A 24,123-nucleotide genomic window follows, 5' to 3' on the forward strand; every position below is an offset into this window, starting at 1 on the left:
CAAGATCAAGCAGCAAGTGGTAACCGCCGTCGCACGGGAACTGGCAGGGTTCATCTGGGCCATCGCCTGCGAGGTTGCGGGCAAGGCACACGGCAGTAAGGCAGTGGCATGACCACGTCTCAGTGGCTTCGGTTCAGGGGGTGGAGGGCCGGTGAGGAGAACCCCTGGCGCTCCTATGTGGCGTCCTCTTCCGGGAGGACAGACCCACGACCGTAGAGAAGGGCAGCTCCGCGACGAAGTGAAGTCAGGTCGGTAACCAACCCACGCATATCAGAGTGATCCACCGTCGCCAAATCGCCCTCCACCCCCTGAACCGAAGCCATTGATGGAAAAGAGCAAAGTGAAAGAATAGACCCATAGTTGACAGGTCAATCCATATCAGGAGCCCCGCCTCGGGGCGAATCGATTGCAGCCATTCAGTTATTTCGGCGTTGCCCATGGCATTCGCCGCGGGGCGCGGCTCCTACAAAAGCATCGTCGCCGTGCAACAGGGTACTGGGATAGAGCCTTTTATTTAGCGCCGCAGGATCAGGAGAGGAAGCCGCCGTCAACGTTCAGTGCCACGCCGGTGGTGTAGCTCGATGCATCGCTGGCCAGGTAGAGCACCGTGCCGGCCATTTCGCTGGGGTCGGCCACGCGCTTGAGTGGGATGCGCTGCAGGGCAACCTTGAGGATCGCGTCGTTCTGGGTCAGGGCCGAAGCGAACTTGGTGTCGGTCAGGCCCGGTAGCAGGGCGTTGCAACGGATGCCAAATTGCGCGCACTCCTTGGCGAAGACCTTGGTCATGCTGATCACCGCGGCCTTGGTCACCGAGTAGATACCCTGGAATTCGCCTGGGCTGACGCCATTGATCGAGGCCACGTTGATGATGCTGCCGCCACCGTTCTGCTTCATCAGCTTGCCACCCTCGATGGACATGAAGTAGTAACCGCGGATATTCACGTCGACGGTCTTCTGGAACGCCGACAGGTCGGTGTCCAGGACGTTGCAGAACTGCGGGTTGGTCGCGGCGTTGTTGACCAGAATGTCCAGGCGCCCGAACTGTTCCTTGATCTGGGCGAAGACGTTGCTGATCTGCTCCATTTCACCAATGTGGCAAGCGATAGCGGTAGCTTTACCGCCTGCGGCCACAATGGCGTCCGCCACGGCCTGGCAGCCGTCGATCTTGCGGCTGGAGACGATAACGTGGGCGCCTTGCTGGGCCAGCAGTTTGGCGATGGCTTCACCGATGCCGCGGCTGGCGCCGGAGACGAAGGCAATCTTGCCGTCGAGGTCGAACAGTTGGGTCTTGGACATAAGAGGTTCCTTGTTGTTGTAGGCGCCCGTTACAGCGTCGATTTGTGGATGACCTGCAGGCTCATGTGCTCCAGCAGCTTGTTCATATGGATGAACTGGGCGAAGCGCTTGTCCTGGGTCTGGCCGTGGTAGAAGCGGTAATAGATCTGCTGCACGATGCCGGCCAGACGGAACAGGCCGTAGGTGTAGTAGAAGTCGATACTCTTGATCTCGATACCGGCGCGCTGCGCGTAATAGTCGGCGAACTGCTGGCGTGTGAGCATGCCGGGCGCGTTACTTGGCTGGCGGCGCATCAACTGCACGGGGGCCGGGTCCGCCGCCTCGATCCAATAGGCCAGGGTGTTACCCAGGTCCATCAGCGGATCGCCGAGGGTGGTCAGTTCCCAGTCGAGCACACCGATGATGTGCATGGGGTTTTGCGGGTCGAGGATCACATTGTCGAAGCGGTAGTCGTTATGCACGATGGCCGGTTTGGGGTGGTCGGCTGGCATCTTGTCGCGTAGCCAGGCTTTGACCGGCTCCCACAGTGGTGCGTCCGGGGTTAGGGCCTTCTCGTAGCGATCACTCCAGCCGGCGATCTGCCGCTGCACGTAGCCCTCGGGTTTGCCCAGATCGCCCAGGCCGCAGGCCTGGTAATCGACGCGGTGCAACTCGACCAGTTTGTCGATAAAACTTTCGCAGAGGCTGCGTGTCTTGGCTGCATCGAGCTGAAGCTCGGCGGGCATCTCGGAGCGCAGGATGATGCCTTTAACCCGCTCCATGACGTAGAACTCGCCGCCGATCACTGACTCGTCGGTGCAATGCACATAGGCTTTCGGGCAGTAGGGAAAGCCCGCATTGAGCTGATTGAGGATGCGGTACTCGCGGCCCATGTCGTGGGCCGATTTGGCCTTGTGACCGAATGGCGGACGGCGCAGGACGAATTCCTGGTCGGGGTACTCGAGCAGGTAGGTGAGGTTCGATGCGCCGCCGGGAAACTGGCTGATGCGCGGCTCGCCGGTCAGGCCAGGGATGTGGGCCTTGAGGTAGGGGTCGATGCGCGCGGCATCGAGTTCTTCACCCTCACGAATCTGGGTGGACTGGTCGGTAAGCGCCATACTTATCCCTTCTACTTATGATTGGGGCTCGAGACTATTCGCTAATCTAATGCGCGCCTTATGTGCTCACAAGGCTGCACTGTCGTTATAGGCCAGCGTGTTGCTGTTCAATCAGGCAGCCTGATTGGCTTTGGGGCTGATCTCGTGTCGTCGAAAGCGCAGCCGTGCACGAAACGGCAACAGCCTCTGAATTCAGGCGAAAAAAAACCGGAGCACAAGACTCCGGTTCTTTCTAGCCATTACGCCTGTCGGCTCAGACCGGGAACAGTTCACCCAGCTTCATGGCCAGCATCATGTCGCCTTCGGCGCGCAGCTTGCCGGCCATAAAGGCCTGCATGCCGTCGGTTTCACCGCTGGTGATGCCTTTGAGGGTTTCGGTGTCCATGATCAGGGTGACGTTGGCGTCTGGGCTGTCGCCTTGTTTCACGTCACAGGTGCCGTCTTTGACGATCAGGTAGTGGTTCTCGCCATCTTCGATGTTGAACTGGAATACCAGATCCAGGCCAGCAGCGGCGCTTGCGTTGAACTTGGAGTGCATGGTTTGGACGATGTCTGCAACGCTCATGGTGTCTTCCTTTCTTGGGAGTTGTCTCGCGCCCTGATGGACGCAATCAATGGGCCGGACTCAGCGGTAGGTGATGAGCTCCGGCGCCTTCAGCAGCTGCAAGTGCACATGGCTGTTGAAGGAAGCCAGGGTGACCTCGCTGCCGCGAAACTTAAGGCAGCTCAGTGATGTATTGACGATCTGCCAGTTCAGCTCGAAGGCCTGGGCCACGGGGATGCCGGTTACCAGGTGAAGCAGGGCGGTTATGGTACCGCCAGAGGTGAATACGGCGATGTTCTGCTTGGTGTCCGCGCGTTGTAGCAGGCGCTGCAGGCCGTCGTGCACCTGCGCGCTGAATGCTTGCCAGCTCTGCAGCTCAGCGGTGTCGTGGTGGCCGGAAATCCAGCGCCCAATCAGGATGGCGAACAGCCGCTGAAACTCCGCGCGGTGCTGTGCGGCGTTACGCAGGATATGCAGGGCTTCCGGCTCCTCGGGCAGCAAGGCGGGCAGCAGGGCACGAATGACCGCGTCGGCATCGAATTCATTGAAGGCCGGATCGACTTCCAGCTCGGCGGGCTGCAGGCTGGCCGCATGCAGCTGGGCCAGCGCAGTATTGGCAGTATGCTGCTGGCGTCGCAGGCTGCCGCTGATGCAGCGGTCGAGGCGAATACCGAGTTGCGCCAGGTGGGCGCCCACTACTTCAGCCTGGCGCACGCCTACCGGCGACAGTACATCGTAATCGTCGGCACCGAAGGAGGCCTGGCCATGTCGAATCAGGTAGATGCTGCCCACGTCCGTTGTCGTCCCGGTACGTTGAAAGTTCCGCGAGGGTAGGGGGGAAGCCGGGCGGCTGTCAACGAAAAAACATACGCTTGTTTGAATTCGCGCTGCTAGCCTGTCGGCTGGTCGCGATGCCGGGGCGCCGGTATGCTGGAGCGACTTTGAGCGGTCTGCGTTCAGGCAGGCGTCGTGACACTGAGGAGCAATGCGTGGAGTTCTTTTTGGAATATGCCGGTTTTCTGGCCAAGACAGTCACTGTCGTGGTGGCTATTGTCGTCGTGCTGGCGGCTATTGCTGCTGCCCGCAGCAGGGGGCGGCGCGGTTCTGGGCAGTTGCAGGTGAACAAACTCAATGATTTTTACAAGCACCTGCGTCAGCGCCTGGAGTCGGCGGTGCTGGACAAGGCTCAGCTCAAGGCCAGCCAAAAGGCTGAGGCCAAACAGGCCAAGGCGGCAAAAAAAGCCGGTGAGCAACGCCCTCGGGTATTTGTGTTGGACTTCGAGGGTGATATCCGCGCTTCGGCCACCGAAAGCCTACGCCATGAAATCAGCGCTCTGTTGAGTATGGCTACCCCTAAGGATGAGGTAGTGCTACGCCTGGAAAGCGGTGGTGGTATGGTCCATAGCTATGGGCTGGCGTCATCGCAACTGGTGCGTATCCGTCAGGCGGGCGTGCCGCTAACCGTGTGCATCGACAAGGTAGCGGCCAGCGGCGGTTACATGATGGCCTGCATTGGCGCGCGCATCGTCTCGGCGCCGTTCGCCATTCTCGGCTCGATTGGCGTGGTCGCCCAGCTGCCCAATGTTCATCGCCTGCTGCGCAAGCATGACATCGACGTGGAAGTGCTCACCGCCGGGGAATACAAGCGTACCCTCACGGTATTTGGCGAAAACACCGAAAAGGGTCGGGAGAAATTCCAGGAAGACCTGGAGACCACCCACGAGCTGTTCAAGAACTTCGTGGCCCGCTATCGTCCACAACTGGATATCGATGAAATTGCCACGGGCGAAGTCTGGCTCGGCACGGCAGCACTGGAAAAACAACTGGTCGATGAGCTCAAGACCAGCGACGAGTACCTGGCCGAACGAGCCGTCGAGGCGGATCTGTTCCACTTGCACTTCGCCGAGAAAAAGACCCTGCAGGAGCGTGTCGGCATCGCGGCCAGCGTCGCTGTCGAGCGTTTCCTGGTCAATGGCCTGAGCCGGCTCAATCTCCAGCGCTTCTGGTAACCACACGCATACCGAGGGGAATACGATGACCACTTTTACCGCGCTGCAGGCGCGCGAACAAACGACCCAGGGTTTCGAGCAGGTGATCGTCGAGCGCGATACGGCTGAGTTGCCCGCAGGCGAGTTGTTGATCCGCGTGCGTTATTCCTCGCTCAATTACAAGGATGCCCTGTCGGCCACGGGGAATCGCGGGGTAACCCGCGAGTTTCCGCACACCCCGGGCATCGACGCCGCCGGCGTAGTTGAAGCGTCGAGTGTGGCGGAGTTCGCGGTTGGTGATGAAGTGATCGTCACCGGTTACGACCTGGGCATGAATACGGCGGGTGGCTTTGCCCAGTACATTCGCATTCCGGCGAGCTGGGCGCTCAAACGCCCGCAAGGCCTGAACCTGCGCGAGGCCATGGTGCTGGGTACGGCGGGCCTGACCGCGGCGCTGTGCGTCGATAAGTTGGAGCAGGCCGGTGTTACGCCGGGGGATGGGCCGGTACTGGTCACTGGTGCCACCGGTGGTGTCGGTAGCGTGGCGGTGGCTCTGTTGGCCACTCTCGGTTACGAGGTGGTGGCGGCGACCGGTAAAGCCCAGCAGAGCGATCTGCTGACGCGTTTGGGGGCAACGCGGGTGATTGCGCGCAGCGAGTTGCAGGCCGGTAGCGAGCGGCCGCTGCTCAAGGAACAATGGGCCGCGGCGGTCGATACCGTGGGGGGGGAGATTCTCTTCAACGTGGTCAAGGCCCTGCGCTATGGCGGCAGTGTGGCCTGTTGTGGCTTGACCGCTGGGACCGCATTCAGCGGTAGCGTGCTGCCGTTCATCCTGCGTGGGGTCAACCTGCTGGGCGTCGACTCGGTGGAGTTACCGCTGGTGGTCAAGGCCTCGATGTGGGACCGCCTGTCGCTGCAATGGAAGCTTGACCTGGAGGCGCTGGTCACTGAAATCGGTCTGGCCGAGGTGCCGCAGGCTATCAGCCAGATTCTCGCCGGGCAGATCGCTGGACGAGTGCTGGTGCGTGTCGACTGACAGATCAAGCGCGCAGAAAAAAGCCCGCCAGATTCTGGCGGGCTTTTTCGTTAGGCTCAGGCGCGGCGGCGGAACAGTGGCAGCGGCTGATCACCGGAGGCCTGGTAGACCTCGCTGAACTCCGTGAAGGCGTTCAGCGCATCCACCGGGTCCTTGTCGGCCCGCAACGCAAAGGCGTCAAAGCCGACCCGCTGGTAGGAAAACAGCTGGTCGCGCAGCACATCGCCAATCGCGCGCACTTCCCCGGTATAGCCGTAGCGCGTGCGCAGCAGGTAGGCCGTGGAGCAGTGGCGACCATCGGTGAAGGCCGGGAAGTTCAGGGCGATAACCTGGAAATTGTCCAACTGGTCGGCGATTTCTTCGATCTCTTCGCCGGCATCCAGCCAGACGCCAAGGCCGCCGTCGCGGGCCTTCAGGGCGTGGCCGTGCTCGACCCACAGCGCCAGCGGCACGATCAGGTCGTCGCAGTTGGGGATGCCGTCGAGGGTGGCGTCCTTGGGCAGCAGGTGCCAGGTTTCGTCGAGGATCTGGCCGTTCTTAATGATTCGCTGCATACACACGCTCCTTGAACGGGTCGACGCCGATGCGGCGGAAGGTGTCGAGGAAGGATTCTTCTTCGGTACGGCGTTCGACGTAAACCTTGACGATCTTGTCGATCACGTCGGCCATGTCCGCTTCGGCGAAGGAGGGGCCGAGGATCTGCGCCAGGCTGGCGTCACGACCTGAGCTGCCACCCAGGGAGACCTGGTAGAACTCCTGGCCCTTCTTGTCCACACCGAGGATGCCGATATGGCCGACGTGGTGGTGGCCGCAGGCGTTCATGCAGCCGGAGATATTCAGGTCGATATTGCCGATGTCGAACAGGTAGTCCAGGTCGTCGAAGCGGCGCTGGATCGCCTCGGCAATCGGGATCGACTTGGCGTTGGCCAGGGAGCAGAAATCGCCGCCTGGGCAGCAGATGATATCGGTCAGCAGGCCGACGTTCGGCGTGGCGAAACCGTTTTCACGCAGCTCGCCCCACAGGGTGAACAGCTGGCGCTGCTCGACATCAGCCAGAATGATGTTCTGGTTATGGCTGTTGCGCACTTCACCAAAGCTGTAGCGATCAGCCAGGTCGGCGATTACGTCGAGCTGCTTGTCGGTTACATCGCCTGGCGCCACGCCGGTTGGCTTGAGCGACAGGGTCACGGCGACATAGCCCGGCTTCTTGTGGGCGAAAGTGTTGCGCTGACGCCAGCGGGCAAAGCCTGGGTGCTCGGCATCCAGGGCCACCAGGGAGGCGTCCTGGTCGTCGAGGGCCTTGTAGCTTGGGTCGATAAAGTGCGCGGCAACGCGGGCGACTTCGGCTTCGGTCAGGGTGGTCGGGCCATCCTTGAGGTGCGCCCACTCGGCATTTACGCGCTCGGCGAATACCGCCGGAGTCAGAGCCTTGACCAGAATCTTGATGCGCGCCTTGTACTTGTTGTCGCGACGGCCATAGCGGTTGTACACCCGCAGGATGGCGTCGAGGTAGCTGAGCAGGTGCTGCCAGGGCAGGAACTCGTTGATAAAGCTGCCGACGATCGGGGTACGCCCCAGGCCGCCGCCAACGGAGACGCGGAAGCCCAGCTCACCGGCGTCGTTGCGTTCCGCTTCCAGGCCGATGTCGTGCACCTCGATGGCGGCACGGTCGCTAACTGCGCCGTTGACGGCAATTTTGAACTTGCGCGGCAGGTGGGTGAACTCGGGATGGAAAGTCGACCACTGGCGAATGATTTCGCACCAGGGGCGCGGGTCGACGATTTCATCCTTGGCCACGCCCGCGAACTGGTCGGTGGTGGTGTTGCGGATGCAGTTACCGCTGGTCTGGATGGCGTGCATCTGCACGGTGGCCAGCTCGGCGAGAATTTCGGGGACGTCTTCCAGGTCCGGCCAGTTGAACTGTACGTTCTGCCGGGTGCTGATATGGGCGTAGCCCTTGTCGTAGTCGCGGGCGATCTTGGCCATCATGCGTACCTGCTGGGAAGACAGCAGGCCGTAGGGCACGGCAACACGCAACATCGGGGCGTAGCGCTGAATGTACAGACCATTCTGCAGGCGCAGGGGGCGGAACTCTTCGCCACTCAGCTCACCTGCCAGATAGCGGCGGGTCTGATCACGGAACTGCTTGACGCGGTCCTCAATGATTTGTTGATCGTACTGGTCATATACGTACATGAAGTGTCCTGTTATCAGGCTGCTTACAGCAAATCTGCGCGCACGGCCGCGCACTCCAGTCGGAGCCGGAGGAAGATACCAGCTCAGGGATATACGCAAAAGTGAAGTTTGAGTATATGGAAAGAACGTTGGGTTCTAAGTGAGGCCAAGAGCATAACTGCGGTGCTTGAGCAACCGCTCTGTGTGGTCTTAACTGAGGGTGCAGTGCACCTACAATCACAACAAAAAGGGGCGTTCATGACCAAGCATTCCGAGTCCGATCACAGCGACAGTGCCGCTGATGCCAAGGCCATCTTCATGCTGATTCTTATCGCAGTCGCCACTGCCGTGTTCTGGGTGAGCGGCCAATAAGATACCTGGCCTGCTGCCCGCTTTGCGGCGGGCAGCATCTTTGCTTCCCAGCGCATATCCGCTGCTGTCTACCAAACCCTTATACTGCGGCCAGGCTTTGGGGGTGTGCATGTTCAGGTGGGTGGTGAGGTACCTGTTGTTAGCAACTTTGCTGATGCTGGGTGTGGGGGTACAGGCGGCTGTGCCGAAACCTGCATCTGTGGTCTTTCTCAATCCTGGCCATGCCAATGAGCCGTTCTGGGTCAGCTACAGTGAGTTCATGCAGGAGGCGGCACGCGATCTGGGCATGCAATTGCACATTGTCTATGGTGCCCGTGATACCGCTAAGCTGCTCGCCGCTGCGCGCAAGGTACTTGAGTCGAGCGAGCCTCCCGATTACTTGATGTTTGTCAACGAGCAGTACGTCGGCCCTGAAATACTGCGGTTGTTTGCCCAAAGCCCAATCAAGGTCTTTGCCGTGCACAGTACCTTGACGGCTGAGCAGCAGGCTCTGGTCGGTGCCAGCCGTGAGCAATACCGCAACTGGATCGGCAGCCTTGTGCCCAACGACGAAGAGGCCGGCTACCTGATGGCCTCTGCACTTATCGAATCGTTGGGCCAGCGCTCGGGTGAACTGCTCGCGCTCTCCGGGGTGCGCCACACGCCCTCTGCAAGTCTGCGTCAGCAGGGCCTGGCGCGTGCGTTGGCCGAGCACCCGCACGTGCGGCTGCAGCAATTGGTCTATGGCGAATGGAGCCGTAAGCGTGCTTATGAGCAGGCCCGAGCGCTGTTGCAGCGCCGGCCTGGGACCGATTTGATCTGGTCGGCAAATGACGAAATGGCCTTCGGCGCGTTGCAGGCGGTCACCGAACGCGGACTGGTGCCTGGTAAGGATGTGCACATCTCCGGGTTGAATAGCTCCGAGCAGGTGCTGCAGGCACGTATCGATGGGCGCATCAGTGTGCTGGTGGCGGGCCACAACAGCCTGGGCGCCTGGGCACTGGTGATGCTCTACGACTACCACGCCGGCTATGACTTCAGTCAGCATGGCGGCAAGGATCAGGTCGCACCGGTGTTGCAACTGATTGACGCTGCTCAGGCCCGGCAGTTGCTAAAACGCTTGGCAATCCCGGGTTACGGAATCGATTTCCGCCGTTACAGCGTGGCCTATCAGCCGGATATGAAACACTATGACTTCAACCTGCATGCGCTGCTGGAGTGACCTCACAAGCCAGCGGCGTAGAGCACCAGTTTGACGATCACGAGAATCACCAAGACAAATACTGCGGTGAACAAAAGGCCCAGGATAATAAAGTGACTGGGCTTGCCGCGGCTGAAGTCACGACTACGGTTTTTGCCGCTTTGCACGCCGATTGCCGCCGCCAGCACGCTGTGCAGCATCTGCCGGAAGGTAAGGGGCGTGTTGGAATCATCCTGTTCGCTCATGGGCAGGCCTCCTGGGATCGTATTCTAAGCGTAGACCTTCATACGCTAGATGAGGGGCAGCAAGAGCCAGACATCGGTAAGAAGGAACCAAACGCACAGCTCTTCTTCAGAGAATTATCTGATACGAAAAAGCTATCGAGGCCATGGGGCTGCTATGGCACCTGGCTTGTTCAAGGGCAACAGTCGCTGCGGTAGTCTTGTTCCCTGCTTATCAATGAAGCGAGCCTTATGGACACCCTGCATAACCAATACATGACCTTCCGCTCCGCCTGGGTGGCTCAGGCGCGTAGCAACCCCTGGATTACCGCAGGCTTTGCCATTGCCCTGCTGGCTGTGATCGCGCTGCTGATCGGCAGTGCGGCAAATGCCATGGGCCAGCCAGCCGACAACCTGCGCTATGCGCTCTATGGCGGTTTCGCCGGTTTTGCCGCGACAGCATTTGGCGCGCTGCTGGCTATCGGGCTTGGCGGGATATCGGCGCGGCTGCAGGACAGCATGCTGGGTTTCGCCGCCGGGATGATGCTTGCGGCCAGTTCGTTTTCCCTGATTCTGCCAGGGCTGGAGGCAGCCACTTCCCTGACCGATAGCAATATGCTCGGCGCCGCGACTGTGGTGCTGGGTCTGGGGCTGGGCGTGCTACTGATGCTCGGCCTCGATTACTTCACCCCCCACGAACATGAAAGCACCGGACCCTGTGGGCCCGATTGCGAGCGGATCAACCGGGTCTGGCTGTTCGTCTTCGCCGTGACCCTGCATAACCTGCCCGAAGGTATGGCGATTGGCGTGGGCTTTGCGGCTGGCGATCTGAGCGTGGGCATTCCCCTGGCCAGCGCCATTTCCATCCAGGATATTCCAGAGGGCCTGGCAGTCGCGCTGGCGCTGCGTACCACAGGTCTGTCCGCCGTCACGGCCTCACTGGTGGCAATGGCCACAGGCATCATGGAACCGATCGGGGCGCTTGTCGGCATTGGCCTGTCCAGCGGCTATGCGCTGGCCTACCCCGTGAGTATGGGACTGGCAGCAGGGGCAATGATTTTTGTGGTGTCCCATGAAATTATCCCGGAGACGCACCGTAATGGTCATCAGACCTCAGCCACCTTGGGCTTGATGGGAGGCTTCGCGGTGATGATGTTTCTCGATACGGCCCTGGGGTGATTGTCTGCTTCGGCGTTTCCAGAGTGAGGGGGCGGCAGGGAGGCAGCGGTTGAACAAACAGGCAAACAGTGTGATGCGACGGGCCATCTTGCTACTTCTCTTGCTGGGCAGCGCGCCTCTGGCGCAGTCTCAGGTGCTCAACGTCTATATAGGGCAGGGGCAGATGCCGTTCGCCGATGGCACCCCTGCACGCCCGGGCATCTTTGCCGAGCTGATGCAGGTGCTGTGCGTACGTGCCGGTTTCGATTGTCGGATGCGCAAGGTGCCATGGCGGCGTGTACTGAGCGAGGCGCAGGACGATCCTCAGGCGGTGGTGCTCAATATGGGGCGTATTGCCGAGCGCGAGCATGCCTTTCTCTGGCTGCTCAATGTGCTACCCACTGCCTATGTCCTGGCCAGTACACAGCAGGCCTATGACACGCTGGAACAAGCACTGCATGCCGGGCCTGTCGCCGTCATGAGTGGTACGCCCAGGGCGCACGAATTGCGCAGCATGCGCCAGCCTGGTCGGGAGGTCGTGGAAGTCACTGATCCTGAGCAGGCCGCACATCTGATGCGAGTAGGTCGCCTGGCTGCCTGGTATGAGATCGATTTGCGTATCAGCTACCTGTGGCGACGCCTGGGTAATGCTGGACAGCCGTTGTTGACGGGGCAGGCCATCGCCACCACCCACAGCTACATAGCGGCCAATCTGGCGTTGGAGAACGCCGCGGATGTGCAGGAACGTCTAAATACCGAGTTTCGCGCAATGCATGCCGATGGCAGTTGGCGGGTGATTCTGGAGCACTACCTGCCTCCTGAAGGAGTCGAGCACCTGCTGCGTGCCAGGTAGCAGTTGCCGCATTGCCACGTCATACTAGCGCGCTGATTTGCATGATTTAAGCGGCGTGGAGCGGGCAATGAAATACATACACCAGCGTGAGCACCTCAACGAAGATGACGTCGTCGTCATCGAGTGCTCGCAGACCTGCAACATTCGCCTGATGAACGACGCGAACTTTCGCAGTTTCAAAAACGGAGGCCGGCACACCTACCACGGTGGTGCCTTCGATACATTCCCTGCGCGTATCACCGTACCCAGCAGCGGCTTCTGGAACATCACGATCGATACGGTAACGCGCAAAGCCATCAGCGTGACCCGCAAGCCGACCCTCAAGCATTCGATCAAGATCGTGCGCCGCTCGACTTCGCGACTAAGTTGAGTGCCAGGTCCTGCCGCGTTTGCCTGCACCGGTAAACAGGGTGGATGAAAAGGCGCGATTCATGCCGATTGAACAGCATCCCGGTGGGAGGCCGTGAGGCCTATTCCACCGCGGGCTTTACCTGTTGCTCTCGGTATTTCCTGCCAACCATTGCTGCACTACCTGCAAGGCTTGGGTCTGGCGTTGCTGCCAGTCGCCTTCAATGCTTCGTAGTGGTTGCCGATGCAAACGCAGCCAGTGTTCACAGCGCCGATAAAACGCTTGCCGTTGTGCCAGCTCCGGTTGGCAGCGTTGGCCATCATCTACCCATGCCACATGGTTGGGGCTGAGCAGCAGGTGTAAATGGTATTCGCGCTCGAGCAGCGCCGACTCCATCCAGCTGGGGCAGGCGGCAAACAGCTCCTGGCTCCAGAGCATATTGCTGAGCAGGTGAGTGTCGAGAATCAACAGCTCTGGTCGAGCGGCGCGGGCCTGATCTTCCCATTGCAGTTGGCCGCGAGCGATCTGCTCAACATCCGCATAGCAGGTGTCGCGCCCTGTCTGCTCGATAAAGTGGCGAACGTACTCGCCGACAACGATACCGCCAAATGCAGCCTGGAGTGTGCCAGCCAGCCAGCTTTTACCCGTGGACTCCGGGCCGGTCAGGACCAGTACCTTCATGCCAGGGTCAGGGCGCGGTCACGCCGCCATGTCAGCCAGCCATTGATCGCCAGCAGGGTGAATAGCGCATACAGCCCGGCGGTCAGGTACAGGCCGTGGTGCAGGAACAGCACCACGAAGAGCACGTCGAGGATAATCCACAGCGGCCAGCACTCGACGCGTTTTTGCGCCATCCAGACTTGCGCAACCAGGCTGAAGGCGCTGAGCGTTGCGTCTTGCCAAGGCGCCGTGGCATCGGTGAATACCGCCATCAAATAACCCAGCAGGAGTGCGCCTGTTGCCCCGACCATCAGGCTCAGCAGGACGCCGTATGGGGTGAGCCGATTGACCTGCACACCGGTTTGAGCATCGCCGCCACGCGTCCATTGCCACCAGCCATAGACCTGCAGAGCGGCATACACGCCCTGCAGCAGCATGTTTGAATACAGCGCGGCGTCGTAAAAAATCCAGCCATACATCACCACCATGATCAGGCCGATGGGCCAGCACCACGGGTTTTGTTTGACTGTCAGCCAGACGGCGACAACGCCAATAATCGATGCCAGTATTTCCAGGGTCGACATAAGATTCCAGCATAAAGCGTATTGAAATGCGCGAAGTGGCGACTGTCGAAAGCCCCTGTTTAGTTGTCGTAACCCAGGTTCGGCGCCAGCCAGCGTTCGCTGACATTCAGGTCCTGCTTCTTGCGCGCGGTGTAGCTTTCCACCTGGTCCTTATCGATCTTGCCGACGGCGAAGTACTGCGCCTGTGGGTGAGCGAAGTACCAGCCGCTGACGGCGGCGGCGGGGAACATGGCGTAGTGCTCGGTGAGGAACACACCGCTGGCGCCGGCCTTGTTGAATTCGGCTGCCGGGTCGAGCAGGGTGAAAAGGGTCTTCTTCTCGGTATGGTCCGGGCAGGCAGGGTAGCCGGGAGCAGGGCGGATGCCTTTGTAGGCTTCCTTGATCAGCTCGTCGTTGCTCAACGCTTCTTCCGGGTCGTAGCCCCAGTAGTGGGTACGCACCTCTTTGTGCAGCCATTCGGCGCAGGCCTCGGCCAAACGGTCGGCCAGGGCTTTGACCATGATCGAGTTGTAGTCGTCGCCGGCGTCCTGATAAGCCTTGGCCACTTCCTCGGCGCCGATGCCGGCGGTGGTGATAAAGCCGCCGACGTAGTCGGTAATGCCGCTGTCTTTCGGCGCGACGAAGTCGGCCAGGGAAAAGTTCGGCTTGCCGTCCGGCTTGATGGTCTGCTGGCGCAGGTGGTGCAGGGTGGCCAGTTTCTCGCCGTTGTCGGCGTAGACGTCCAGATCGTCGTCGTTCACCTGGTTGGCTGGCCAGAAACCGAACACGGCGCGGGCGCTGATCAGCTTCTCGTCGATCAGCTTGGCCAGCATTTCCTGGGCGTCGGCATACAGCGCAGTGGCGGCTTCACCGACCACTTCATCGGTGAGGATGCGCGGGAACTTGCCGGCCAGGTCCCAGGAGATAAAGAACGGCGTCCAGTCGATATATTCGGCCAGCACCTTGAGGTCGATATTCTCCAGCACCTTCACGCCGGTAAAGCTCGGCACGGTTGGCTGATACGTCGCCCAGTCGAACTTGGGTTTGTTCTCTACCGATTTGGCGTAGCTCAGACGCTCGGTGCGAGCGCTGCGGTTGGCAGTGCGTTCGCGTACTTCGATATAGTCCAGGCGGGTGCGTTCGACAAAGTCGGCCTTGAGTTCCTTGGACAGCAACTGGGTGGCCACACCCACCGCGCGCGAGGCGTCGGTGACGTAGACCACCGCATCGTTCTGGTACTTGGGCTCGATCTTCACCGCGGTGTGGGCTTTCGAGGTGGTCGCGCCGCCGATCATCAGTGGCAGGTGGAAGCCCTGGCGCTGCATTTCCCGGGCGACATGCACCATCTCGTCGAGCGACGGGGTGATCAGGCCGGACAGACCGATGATGTCGCACTTCTCGGCGATCGCCGTTTGCAGGATTTTCTCGGCTGGCACCATCACGCCGAGGTCGACGATGTCGTAGCCATTACAGCCCAAGACCACGCCGACAATATTCTTGCCGATATCGTGCACATCGCCTTTGACCGTGGCCATCAGGATCTTGCCCTTGGCTTCCGGCTTGTCGCCCTTTTCCAGTTCGATAAAGGGGATCAGGTGGCCGACCGCCTGCTTCATCACCCGGGCGGACTTGACCACCTGGGGCAGGAACATCTTGCCGGCACCGAACAGGTCGCCGACCACGTTCATCCCGGCCATCAGCGGGCCTTCGATCACTTCAATCGGCCGCGCGCACTGCTGGCGACATTCCTCGGTGTCTTCGATGATATGGCTGGTGATGCCCTTGACCAGCGCGTGCTTGAGGCGGTCGACCACGTTCCAGGTGCGCCACTCTTCGGTTTCGACTTCTTTGACGCTGCCGTCGCCCTTGTAGTTGTCGGCAATGGCCAGCAGCGCTTCGGTGGCACCTTCGTGGCGGTTGAGCACCACGTCCTCCACCGCGTCGCGCAGCTCTTTGGGAATCTCGTCGTAGATTTCCAGTTGGCCGGCGTTGACGATGCCCATGGTCAGGCCGTTCTGGATCGCGTAGTACAAGAACACCGAGTGAATCGCCTCACGCACCGGGTTGTTGCCACGGAAGGAGAACGACACGTTCGACACGCCGCCCGAGGACAGTGCGTGGGGTAGGTGGTCGCGGATATAGGCGCAGGCCTCGATAAAGTCGACCGCGTAGTTGTTGTGCTCCTCGATGCCGGTGGCCACGGCGAAAATGTTCGGGTCGAAGATGATGTCTTCCGGCGGGAAGCCCACTTCATTGACCAGAATGTCATAGCTGCGCTGGCAGATTTCGCGTTTGCGCGCGGCAGTGTCGGCCTGGCCGGCTTCGTCGAAGGCCATTACCACCACGGCGGCGCCGTAGCGCTTGCACAGCTTGGCGTGGTGCTTGAACTGCTCGACGCCTTCCTTCATGGAGATCGAGTTGACGATGCCCTTGCCCTGGATGCACTTCAGGCCAGCTTCGATCACCTCCCATTTGGAGGAGTCGATCATGATCGGCACCCGGGAAATGTCCGGTTCGCCGGCGATCAGGTTCAAGAAGGTGACCATGGCCTTCTGTGAATCGAGCATGCCCTCGTCCATGTTGATGTCGATCACCTGGGCACCGGCTTCCACCTGCTGCAGGGCGACTTCAAGGGCTTCGGTGTAGTTGTCCTCACGGATCAGTCGGGCGAATTTGGCCGAGCCGGTGATATTGGTGCGCTCGCCGACGTTGATAAACAGCGAGTTGCGGTCGATGGTGAAGGGCTCAAGACCGGACAGGCGACAGGCCTTGGGAATATCCGGAATGGCGCGCGGCGGGTATTTGCTTACGGCTTCGGCAATCGCCTGGATATGCGCAGGCGTGGTGCCGCAGCAGCCGCCGACAATGTTCAAAAAGCCGCTGGCGGCGAACTCTTCCACCACTGCGGCCATTTCCGCCGGGGTTTCGTCGTATTCACCAAAGGCGTTCGGCAGGCCGGCGTTGGGGTGGGCGGAAACGTTGGTTTCCGCCTTGGCTGCCAGCTCTTCCAGATAGGGGCGCAGGTCCTTGGCACCGAGGGCGCAGTTCAGGCCCACGGAGATCGGCTTGGCGTGGCGCACCGAGTTCCAGAAGGCTTCGGTGGTCTGGCCCGACAAGGTGCGACCGGAGGCGTCGGTGATAGTGCCGGAAATCATGATCGGCAACTCGAAGCCTTGCTGCTCGAAGACTTCCTGCACGGCAAAGATCGCCGCCTTGGCGTTGAGGGTGTCGAAGATGGTTTCGATCAGGATCATATCCGCGCCGCCTTCGATCAGGCCGCGGGTGGCTTCCACGTAGTTTTCCACCAGTTCGTCGAAGGTGACGTTGCGGTAGCCAGGGTTGTTCACATCCGGGGAGATCGAGCAGGTACGACTTGTAGGACCGAGCACGCCGGCAACGAAGCGCGGGCGATCCGGGGTTTCCAGGGTTTTCGCATCGGCCACGCTACGGGCCAGGCGCGCGCCCTCGACGTTCAGCTCGTACACCAGGCTTTCCATGCCGTAGTCGGCCTGGGACACCTGGGTGGCGTTGAAGGTATTGGTTTCCAGGATGTCTGCGCCGGCATCCAGGTAGGCCTTCTCAATGGCACCGATCACGTCCGGGCGGCTGAGGATCAGCAGGTCGTTGTTGCCTTTGACATCCTGCGGCCAGTCGGCGAAGCGTTCGCCACGGTAATCGGCTTCTTCCAGTTTGTAGCTCTGGATCATGGTGCCCATGCCGCCGTCGAGGATCAGGATGCGCTCGTTGAGGGCGCGCTGAAGGGCGTTAAGACGGGCACTACGGTCGGACAGGGGCATGGGCGCAACTACCTGGAAAGCGGGAACAGAACGGAGCGCGATGATAGCAAAGCTGTGCCGTTTTGCAGCTGCCCAGCCAATCACATGAATATCGCTCATGTTGGGGCGGGTGTTCGGCGGTTGGCCACCCCGCTAGAATTCCCACCTTAATCCTGCGGAAACCTGCACATGCCCCATCCTGTTTGGCTCAGCGCTGTCCTGGCGCTGTGCGCCTCGGTTTCTGCGTTTGCCGCCGACTCCGTTCCTTCCTACAGCCGCGATATCCAGCCGATCTTCACCCAGAACTGCGTGGCCTGCCATGCCTGCTATGACGCCCCGTGCCAGCTCAACCTGGGCAGTGGCGAGGGCGCCGAGCGCGGCGCCAACCCAGTCCCCGTGTACAACGGCACCCGCAGCGCGGCGCAGGCCACGACGCGCTTGTTCCTCGACGCCCATGGCAGCGAGGCCTGGCGGCGCAAGGGGTTTCACTCGGTATTGGAGGGGCAAGGCAGCCAGCCGGCACTGATGGCGCAAATGCTCGAACTGGGGCGCACCCAGCCGTTGCCGGCTAATGCCAAGCTGCCAGACGATCTGGCGATTGGCATCGACCGGGCTAACAGCTGCGCCTTGCCGGGTGAGTTCGAGCGTTTTGCTGCTAAGCAGCCGCTGGCCGGGATGCCATTCGCCGTGACCGGCCTGGCCGAGGCGGATTACCAGACGCTGCAACGCTGGATCGCAGCAGGTGCGCCTGTCGATGAGCAGGCGCTGCAGCCCAGCGCCGTGGAGCGCCGGCAGATCGACGCCTGGGAGGCGTTGCTCAACGCTCCGGGTGCCCGTGAGGAGCTGGTGGCCCGCTGGTTGTATGAGCACCTGTTTCTCGCACATTTGTATATGGAAGGTGGTGAGCCCGGGCATTTTTTCCAACTGGTGCGTTCACGCACGCCCAGCGGCCAGCCGCTCGACCCAATCGCCACGCGCCGACCGAATGATGACCCCGGTGTCGAGTTCTACTACCGCATGGTGCCGGTTGAGGGGGTGATCGTGCACAAGACGCACATCACCTATCCGCTGAGCGAACAGCGCCTGGCGCGGGTGCGTAGCCTGTTCTTTGCTGGCGACTGGCAGGTTGATGCCGTGCCGGGTTATGGCACACAACGCCGTGCCAACCCGTTCGAGACCTTTGCAGCGATCCCGGTGCAGGCGCGTTACCAGTTTATGCTCGACAACGCCGAATACTTCGTGCGCACCTTTATTCGTGGGCCGGTGTGCCGTGGGCAGATTGCCACGGACGTGATCCGGGACAACTTCTGGGTACTGTTCCAGGACCCGCAGCACGACCTCTACCTCACCGACGCCGACTACCGTGAGGCCGCCACACCGCTACTGGCCATGCCTGGTCAGTTGGATGATATCGGCGATCTGCTGGGCTTATGGCGCAGTTATCGAGACAAACGCAACGCTTATGAAAAGCTGCGCCTGGACACCTACGCCGAGGCCCCGGCGCCGAGCTGGTCGCATATCTGGGCAGGCAATGACAATGCGCTGTTATCGATCTTCCGCCAGCACGACAGCGCCTCGGTGCGCAAAGGCCTGATCGGCGCCGTACCGCAAACCCTGTGGTGGATGGATTACCCGCTGCTGGAGCGCACCTACTACCAGTTGGTGGTGAATTTCGATGTGTTCGGCAATGTCTCGCACCAGACCCAGACGCGTCTGTATTTCGACCTGATCCGCAACGGCGCCGAGCAGAATTTTCTCCGCTTGATGCCGGCAGAGTCGCGCCAGGGCCTGCTCGACGACTGGTACCAGAACAGCGGTAAGCTGAAACTCTGGCTGGATTATCAGGGCATCGACCGCAAGAGCCCGACGGCCTTGAGCCTGGCGCCGGCAGCGCCGACACGGGATTTCGTCCAGCAGTTGCTGGCGCGCTATGGCGGGCTCAATGCACGCCCTGATCCGATCAACCGTTGCACCGGCGCGCACTGTTACCGCGAGGGGCTGACGCCGGACGAGCAGGCAGTCGAACAAAGCCTCAGTCGCCTGGCGGCCAAGCCCGCCGCCGCGCTACGGGTTATCGATCAGTTGCCCGAGGCAACGTTGTTGCGGGTCGAATTTGCCAATGGCAAACGCAGTATTTACAGCCTGCTGCGTAACCGCGCACACAGCAACGTGGCCTTTATTCTCGGTGAGTCACTGCGTTATCAGCCGGGGCTGGATACCTTGACCGTCTACCCAGGCGTGCTCAGCAGTTACCCGAACTTTTTGTTCAACGTGCCGGCTGAGCAGGTGCCGGCGTTCGTCGATGCCCTGGAGCAGGCGCGGGCGGCGGGCAGCCTGGAGCCGCTGGTCGAGCGCTGGGGGATTCGCCGCACACACCCGGAGTTTTGGCGCTACTTCCATGACCTGTCGGCCTATATTCGCGAGACGGAGCCGGTGGAAGCCGGGGTGCTGGATATGAATCGCTACCAGAACCTGTAGCCGCTTGCGGCAGCGCGTCGCGGTCGATGGATCGACCTTTGCGCTGCACCTGCTGTCGGAACCCTTGACCGGCGTGCCCCGCATGCCGTTTGAGAGTGAGCTGACAAGAGGGCGGTATGCTGTATTCCGTACAGGCGCTGCGTGCATTCGCAGCCTGGCTGGTGGTGTTTCATCATGTCATGCAGGTGTTTTTCGATTTCCAGGCCGAGTCGGCCACCGGTTGGTTTCTCGCCGAGCGCGGGGCGATCGGCGTGGATATTTTCTTCGTCATCAGTGGCCTGGTCATCTACCTGTCGACCCGCGACAAGGTGATTGCACCGGGGCGTTTCCTGCTCAACCGCGCCCTGCGCATTGTGCCTGCCTATTGGCTGTATACCTTGCTGGCGGCGCTGCTCATCGCCTACGCCAACCCGGTGATGCCGACCCAGCAATTCGACCTGCAGCACCTGCTGCGCTCACTGCTGTTTATCCCGGCAGAAAACCCCGCCGGCTTCGGGCTCTACCCGACGCTTAACGTGGGCTGGACCCTCAACTACGAAATGTTTTTCTACCTGCTGTTCGCCTTCAGCGTGCTAGCCCCTGAGCGTTTGCGTCTGCCGCTGCTGGCGGCGCTGTTGCTGCTTTCGACGGGCCTGGCGGCGCAACCCTGGGTCAGTGGTTTCTACGCCAATGCCATCGTCTATGAGTTTCTTCTGGGTGTGGCGTTGGGGGTGGCTTACAGCCGGGGCTGGATTGTCCCCGCGCGACTGTGGCCCATGCTGGCTTTGCTGGGAGCTGCACTGGCGATTTACCTGTTCGACTCCAGTAATCGTTTGCTGCACTGGGGCCTGCCGTCCGCGTTGCTGGTCGCTGCCTGCCTGGCGCTGGAACCCTATTTCCGCACAGCCTCTTGGCTCAAGGGCTGGGGCGACTGCTCGTATTCGGTGTACCTGGTGCATGTGCTGGTGCTGTCGTTGGGTTGGTATGCGGCACAGCGCTTCGAGTTGCCGGTATACGCAGTGATTGCCGCCTGCATGCCGGTGATTGCCGTTTTGGGCTGGGCCAGTTACGCGCTGATCGAGCGGCGCTTGTTCAGCTATGCGCGAGCCCGGCTGGACGATCGACCGGGTTACATGCAGCGCTCTGTACTTTCCTGAGTGTTTTAGTAGGACTTTGTTCGGCGCACGCTATTGGCGTACACTGCGCCCATGTTTGCGAGGAGTTGCCATGAGCACCATCACCATTACCCAAGCTGCCCACGACTACCTGGCTGATCTGCTGAGCAAGCAGAACACGCCGGGTATCGGTATCCGCGTGTTCATCACCCAGCCCGGCACCCAATATGCCGAAACCTGCATTGCCTATTGCAAGCCGGGTGAGCAGAAGCCGGAAGACCAGGCCATCGGCCTGGCTAGCTTCACCGCCTGGATCGACGCCGTCAGTGAACCGTTCCTCGAAGATGCCGTGGTCGATTACGCGACCGACCGCATGGGCGGCCAGCTGACCATCAAGGCGCCGAATGCCAAGGTGCCGATGGTCAATGAAGACAGCCCAATCAACGAGCGCATCAGCTATTACCTGCAGACCGAGATCAACCCCGGTCTGGCCAGCCATGGCGGTGAAGTCAGCCTGATCGATGTGGTCGAGGATGGTATTGCCGTGCTCAAGTTCGGTGGCGGTTGCCAGGGCTGTGGCCAGGTCGACCTGACCCTCAAGGAAGGTATCGAAAAAACCTTGCTCGAACGCATCCCGGAGCTTAAAGGCGTGCGTGACGTGACCGACCACAGCATCAAGGAAAACGCCTACTACTAAGGCGTCGAGCGACAAGATAAAAAGGCGACCCCTGTGTGTCGCCTTTTTATTGGCTATCTCCCCGTTGGCTGTGGCCTTTGTAGGAGCGAATTTATTCGCGATAGTCACCGGCGCAATCGCGAATAAATTCGCTCCTACACATTAGCTTGCGCTGGGCTGCAGGCTACGTCTGGCTGGCAGCAGCATAAGCAAGGCCAGGCCAACCAAGGGCAAGACAACCAGATTCAGCGCGCTCCAGCCGAGGCCGCTGATCAGCACCCCTGCGCTAAAGGCGGCGCCGGCGGCCAGGATGCCGTTGAGCAACTCCATCAGCCCCTGGGCTTGGCCGCGCTGGCTTTCGTCGTGCCCTTCGGCAAGCAACGTGGTGCCTGCGACCAGCATCAGGTTCCAGCCCAGCCCCAGCAGCAACGAGCTGAATAGAAAGTTCAGCAGTAGTACGCCGCTCAGGGCAATGCTGGCGCTGCCCAGCAGGATCAACCCGCCCAGCAGGGCGACCCGGCGACTGCCAAGGCGGTCCACCAGCGGGCCAGCCAAAAAAGCAGGGAGGAACATGCCGAGCATGTGCCATTGGATCACCTCTGCACTGCTGTCCAGGGCAAAACCGCAAAAGCTCATGGCCAAGGGCGTGGCATTCATCACCAGGACCATCAGGCCATTGCCAATGGCGGTGGTGGCGATGGCGGCGCGGATTATGGGGTTGCCCAAGAGTTGCCGCAGTTCCTTGAAGCCAGCCTTGGCCTTGGGCGGTGCAGCGCCTTCGCGCAACCGACTCATCAGCAGCAGCGCGAGCAGGGCAAAGGTTGCGATCAGCAGGTAGGCGCTGACAAAAGGTGTGCTCAGCAAGTTGCCGGTCCATTGCAGCGCGCTGGGCACCAGTAGCGCTGCCAGTACGCCGCCGCCAATCACATAGCCGCTGGCGCGACCTTTTTCAGTGGCTGTAACGGCTTCCAGGGCGGCAAAGCGGTAGTACATCGCTGAGGCCTGGTAGGCGCCGATGGGCAGGGCACCCAGGCAGAACACCACAAAGTCGCCCAGCCACACGCCCAGCGCGCTAAGCAGACCACCGACTACGCCCGCGCCGGCTCCGAGCATCAAGCCGGGACGCCGGCCATGGCGCTGCATAAACCGCGACAAGGGCTGCACGCTGAACAGGTTGCCCAGCATCCACAGACACAGCGGCAGGGTTGCCAGGATATTCAGCGGGGCCAGTTGCAGCCCCACCAGGGCGGTCAGGGTGATGCCGATCATCGAGCACGACCAGTACAACGCCTGGCCGGCGAACAACAGGCGAATCGAGGGGTTGCGTAACAGCAGCATGGGGTGACTCCTGCTTGGCGTTAGTGCGCGGCGCGACAGCCGGCAGGGTTGCGCACCCGCTCGCTGGATGCCGGAGCGCCTTGCAGTTTGGCCGCCGGGCGGATAGGGCGGCGCACCAGTTCGCCGCCACAGTTCGGGCAGTGGCCCTGCAGGTGACTATCGGCGCAGGCGCTGCAGAAGGTGCACTCGAACGAGCAGATCCGTGCATCCAGTGTGTGTGGAGGCAAGTCGCGGTCACAGCATTCGCAGTTTGGGCGTAGCTCAAGCATGGTGAATCTCCCGGCCGAAGCGTTCGGCGTATTCCAGGGGGCTGACGGAAAGGTGCTTATGGAAAACCCGGCGCAGGTTTTCCGGATGACCAAAGCCGGTGAGCCTGGCCACCGTACTGATCGAAGCCTGAGCGTCCTGCAACAGGGCGCGGGCTGCCTCCAGGCGGATACGCTCGACATAGCGCGCAGGACCCGTCCCCAGCTCTTTGGCGAAGACCCGGGACAGCGTGCGTGGCGTCAGTCTGGCCTGTTCGGCCAATGCCTCCAGAGACAGGTCACCGCCCAGGTTGCCGGGGATCCAGGCCAGTAATTCGGCAAGGCGCGGGGTGCGACTGGGCTCAGGCGCGAGCAGGGCACTGAACTGCGCCTGGCCACCCGGGCGACGCAGAAACATCACCAGGCGCCGCGCCACGGCCAGCGCCATGCTGCGGCCAAGGTCGGCCTCTACCAAGGCCAGCGCCAGGTCGATCCCGGCAGTCACGCCGGCTGAAGTGAACAGGTGAGCAGCGCGGCTGTCCGCGGGATCAAAGGTGTGCAGACAGTCGGCATCCACCTGTAACTGCGCATGCTCGCGCAAGCTGTCGACATCGGCCCAGTGGGTGGTGACGCGCTGGCCGTCGAGCAGACCGGTGCGGGCCAGGATCAGCGCCCCTGAGCACACCGAGCCGAGACGACGGATCTGCGGTTCGGCGCGACGCAACCAGTCGAGCAGCGCCAGGTTCTCGCATTGCAGGGTTTCACCCGCACCGCCGGGGATCAGCAGGGTATCCAGCGTGCTCGGGTCGCAGTCCGCCCAACTGGCGTCGGCGAGCAGGCGCATGCCCGATGAGCTGTTCACCGGGCCGACCTGCTCGCCGAGCAGCAGCACGCGATAGGCATCGCCCAGCCCCTGACGATTACGTTCGGCGTTGGCCGAGGCGAAGACCTGAAGGGGGCCGACGACATCCAGGCTCATAAAGTCTGGATAGATCAGGGCGGCGATGCATTTGCGGGTATCCAT

22 protein-coding genes are annotated in these 24,123 nt (G+C 61.2%); 9 read left to right on the top strand and 13 right to left on the bottom strand.

What is annotated here, in order from left to right; genetic code table 11:
* Positions 1-528: 528 nt before the first annotated feature.
* From BMW49_RS13445 to BMW49_RS13460, 4 genes are all read right to left on the bottom strand, one after another.
* Positions 529-1,296 (bottom strand): SDR family oxidoreductase, encoded by a 768-nt coding sequence (locus tag BMW49_RS13445; protein WP_069517435.1) that lies wholly within the window; start codon positions 1,294-1,296, stop codon positions 529-531.
* A 29-nt stretch (positions 1,297-1,325) separates the two neighbouring features.
* Positions 1,326-2,393 carry a phosphotransferase family protein gene (locus tag BMW49_RS13450; RefSeq protein ID WP_069517434.1) on the bottom strand — a complete coding sequence of 356 codons (1,068 nt, stop codon included), beginning with the start codon at positions 2,391-2,393 and terminating at the stop codon, positions 1,326-1,328.
* Between the two features lie 253 nt (positions 2,394-2,646).
* Positions 2,647-2,958 carry an SCP2 sterol-binding domain-containing protein gene (locus BMW49_RS13455; protein ID WP_069517432.1) on the bottom strand — a complete coding sequence of 104 codons (312 nt, stop codon included), beginning with the start codon at positions 2,956-2,958 and terminating at the stop codon, positions 2,647-2,649.
* 60 nt (positions 2,959-3,018) lie between these two features.
* Positions 3,019-3,729 (bottom strand): histidine phosphatase family protein, encoded by a 711-nt coding sequence (locus BMW49_RS13460; RefSeq protein WP_069517430.1) that lies wholly within the window; start codon positions 3,727-3,729, stop codon positions 3,019-3,021.
* A gap of 197 nt (positions 3,730-3,926) precedes the next feature.
* Here BMW49_RS13460 and sohB point away from each other — a divergent pair, with 197 nt between their 5' ends.
* Both sohB and BMW49_RS13470 read left to right on the top strand, forming a co-directional pair.
* On the top strand, positions 3,927-4,946 hold the full coding sequence (gene sohB, locus BMW49_RS13465) for a protease SohB (protein ID WP_069517428.1): 1,020 nt from the start codon (positions 3,927-3,929) through the stop codon (positions 4,944-4,946).
* Between the two features lie 25 nt (positions 4,947-4,971).
* Complete coding sequence (locus tag BMW49_RS13470) at positions 4,972-5,961, top strand: YhdH/YhfP family quinone oxidoreductase (protein ID WP_069517426.1); 990 nt, start codon at positions 4,972-4,974, stop codon at positions 5,959-5,961.
* 56 nt (positions 5,962-6,017) lie between these two features.
* On the opposite strand, the gene BMW49_RS13475 is transcribed toward BMW49_RS13470, so the two are convergent.
* On the bottom strand, positions 6,018-6,515 hold the full coding sequence (locus tag BMW49_RS13475) for a DUF934 domain-containing protein (RefSeq protein ID WP_069517424.1): 498 nt from the start codon (positions 6,513-6,515) through the stop codon (positions 6,018-6,020).
* On the bottom strand, positions 6,499-8,157 hold the full coding sequence (locus BMW49_RS13480) for a nitrite/sulfite reductase (RefSeq protein WP_069517422.1): 1,659 nt from the start codon (positions 8,155-8,157) through the stop codon (positions 6,499-6,501). The genes BMW49_RS13475 and BMW49_RS13480 overlap by 17 nt, the downstream gene beginning before the upstream one ends.
* A gap of 460 nt (positions 8,158-8,617) precedes the next feature.
* On the opposite strand from BMW49_RS13480, the gene BMW49_RS13485 reads away from it, so the two are divergent.
* Positions 8,618-9,709 carry an ABC transporter substrate-binding protein gene (locus BMW49_RS13485; RefSeq protein WP_083251688.1) on the top strand — a complete coding sequence of 364 codons (1,092 nt, stop codon included), beginning with the start codon at positions 8,618-8,620 and terminating at the stop codon, positions 9,707-9,709.
* 2 nt (positions 9,710-9,711) lie between these two features.
* On the opposite strand, the gene BMW49_RS13490 is transcribed toward BMW49_RS13485, so the two are convergent.
* Positions 9,712-9,933, bottom strand: a complete 222-nt coding sequence (locus BMW49_RS13490; RefSeq protein ID WP_069517418.1) for a DUF2970 domain-containing protein — start codon at positions 9,931-9,933, stop codon at positions 9,712-9,714.
* A gap of 228 nt (positions 9,934-10,161) precedes the next feature.
* On the opposite strand from BMW49_RS13490, the gene BMW49_RS13495 reads away from it, so the two are divergent.
* The 3 genes from BMW49_RS13495 to BMW49_RS13505 all read left to right on the top strand — a co-directional run bounded on the left by BMW49_RS13495 (position 10,162) and on the right by BMW49_RS13505 (position 12,290).
* On the top strand, positions 10,162-11,088 hold the full coding sequence (locus BMW49_RS13495; protein ID WP_069517415.1) for a ZIP family metal transporter: 927 nt from the start codon (positions 10,162-10,164) through the stop codon (positions 11,086-11,088).
* A gap of 88 nt (positions 11,089-11,176) precedes the next feature.
* Positions 11,177-11,920 (top strand): substrate-binding periplasmic protein, encoded by a 744-nt coding sequence (locus BMW49_RS13500; RefSeq protein ID WP_167362807.1) that lies wholly within the window; start codon positions 11,177-11,179, stop codon positions 11,918-11,920.
* A gap of 67 nt (positions 11,921-11,987) precedes the next feature.
* Positions 11,988-12,290: a DUF1883 domain-containing protein gene (locus BMW49_RS13505; protein ID WP_069517411.1), complete on the top strand. Its 303-nt coding sequence runs from the start codon at positions 11,988-11,990 to the stop codon at positions 12,288-12,290.
* 117 nt (positions 12,291-12,407) lie between these two features.
* On the opposite strand, the gene BMW49_RS13510 is transcribed toward BMW49_RS13505, so the two are convergent.
* From BMW49_RS13510 to metH, 3 genes are read right to left on the bottom strand one after another with little or no spacing between them, the layout of a single operon-like run.
* On the bottom strand, positions 12,408-12,950 hold the full coding sequence (locus BMW49_RS13510) for an AAA family ATPase (RefSeq protein WP_069517409.1): 543 nt from the start codon (positions 12,948-12,950) through the stop codon (positions 12,408-12,410).
* Complete coding sequence (gene pnuC, locus BMW49_RS13515; protein WP_069517407.1) at positions 12,947-13,513, bottom strand: nicotinamide riboside transporter PnuC; 567 nt, start codon at positions 13,511-13,513, stop codon at positions 12,947-12,949. Before pnuC ends, BMW49_RS13510 begins: the two co-directional genes overlap by 4 nt.
* Positions 13,514-13,572: 59 nt before the next feature.
* Positions 13,573-17,289: a methionine synthase gene (metH, locus tag BMW49_RS13520; protein WP_167362808.1), complete on the bottom strand. Its 3,717-nt coding sequence runs from the start codon at positions 17,287-17,289 to the stop codon at positions 13,573-13,575.
* 168 nt (positions 17,290-17,457) lie between these two features.
* Between metH and BMW49_RS13525 the strand changes: the two genes are divergently transcribed.
* From BMW49_RS13525 to nfuA, 3 genes are all read left to right on the top strand, one after another.
* On the top strand, positions 17,458-19,746 hold the full coding sequence (locus BMW49_RS13525; protein WP_083251687.1) for a fatty acid cis/trans isomerase: 2,289 nt from the start codon (positions 17,458-17,460) through the stop codon (positions 19,744-19,746).
* 116 nt (positions 19,747-19,862) lie between these two features.
* Positions 19,863-20,882 carry an acyltransferase family protein gene (locus tag BMW49_RS13530; RefSeq protein ID WP_069517405.1) on the top strand — a complete coding sequence of 340 codons (1,020 nt, stop codon included), beginning with the start codon at positions 19,863-19,865 and terminating at the stop codon, positions 20,880-20,882.
* A 70-nt stretch (positions 20,883-20,952) separates the two neighbouring features.
* Complete coding sequence (gene nfuA, locus BMW49_RS13535) at positions 20,953-21,537, top strand: Fe-S biogenesis protein NfuA (RefSeq protein ID WP_069517403.1); 585 nt, start codon at positions 20,953-20,955, stop codon at positions 21,535-21,537.
* Between the two features lie 141 nt (positions 21,538-21,678).
* Here nfuA and BMW49_RS13540 read toward each other — a convergent pair whose 3' ends face one another.
* The 3 genes from BMW49_RS13540 to BMW49_RS13550 are packed head-to-tail and all read right to left on the bottom strand — an operon-like array spanning position 21,679 to position 24,123.
* Positions 21,679-22,851, bottom strand: a complete 1,173-nt coding sequence (locus BMW49_RS13540) for an MFS transporter (protein WP_244168347.1) — start codon at positions 22,849-22,851, stop codon at positions 21,679-21,681.
* 23 nt (positions 22,852-22,874) lie between these two features.
* Positions 22,875-23,123 (bottom strand): DUF1272 domain-containing protein, encoded by a 249-nt coding sequence (locus tag BMW49_RS13545; RefSeq protein ID WP_069517399.1) that lies wholly within the window; start codon positions 23,121-23,123, stop codon positions 22,875-22,877.
* Positions 23,116-24,123 carry a GlxA family transcriptional regulator gene (locus BMW49_RS13550; protein WP_069517449.1) on the bottom strand — a complete coding sequence of 336 codons (1,008 nt, stop codon included), beginning with the start codon at positions 24,121-24,123 and terminating at the stop codon, positions 23,116-23,118. The genes BMW49_RS13545 and BMW49_RS13550 overlap by 8 nt, the downstream gene beginning before the upstream one ends.

This window comes from Pseudomonas cuatrocienegasensis (genome assembly GCF_900110925.1).
Classification (GTDB): Bacteria; Pseudomonadota; Gammaproteobacteria; order Pseudomonadales; family Pseudomonadaceae; genus Aquipseudomonas; species Aquipseudomonas cuatrocienegasensis.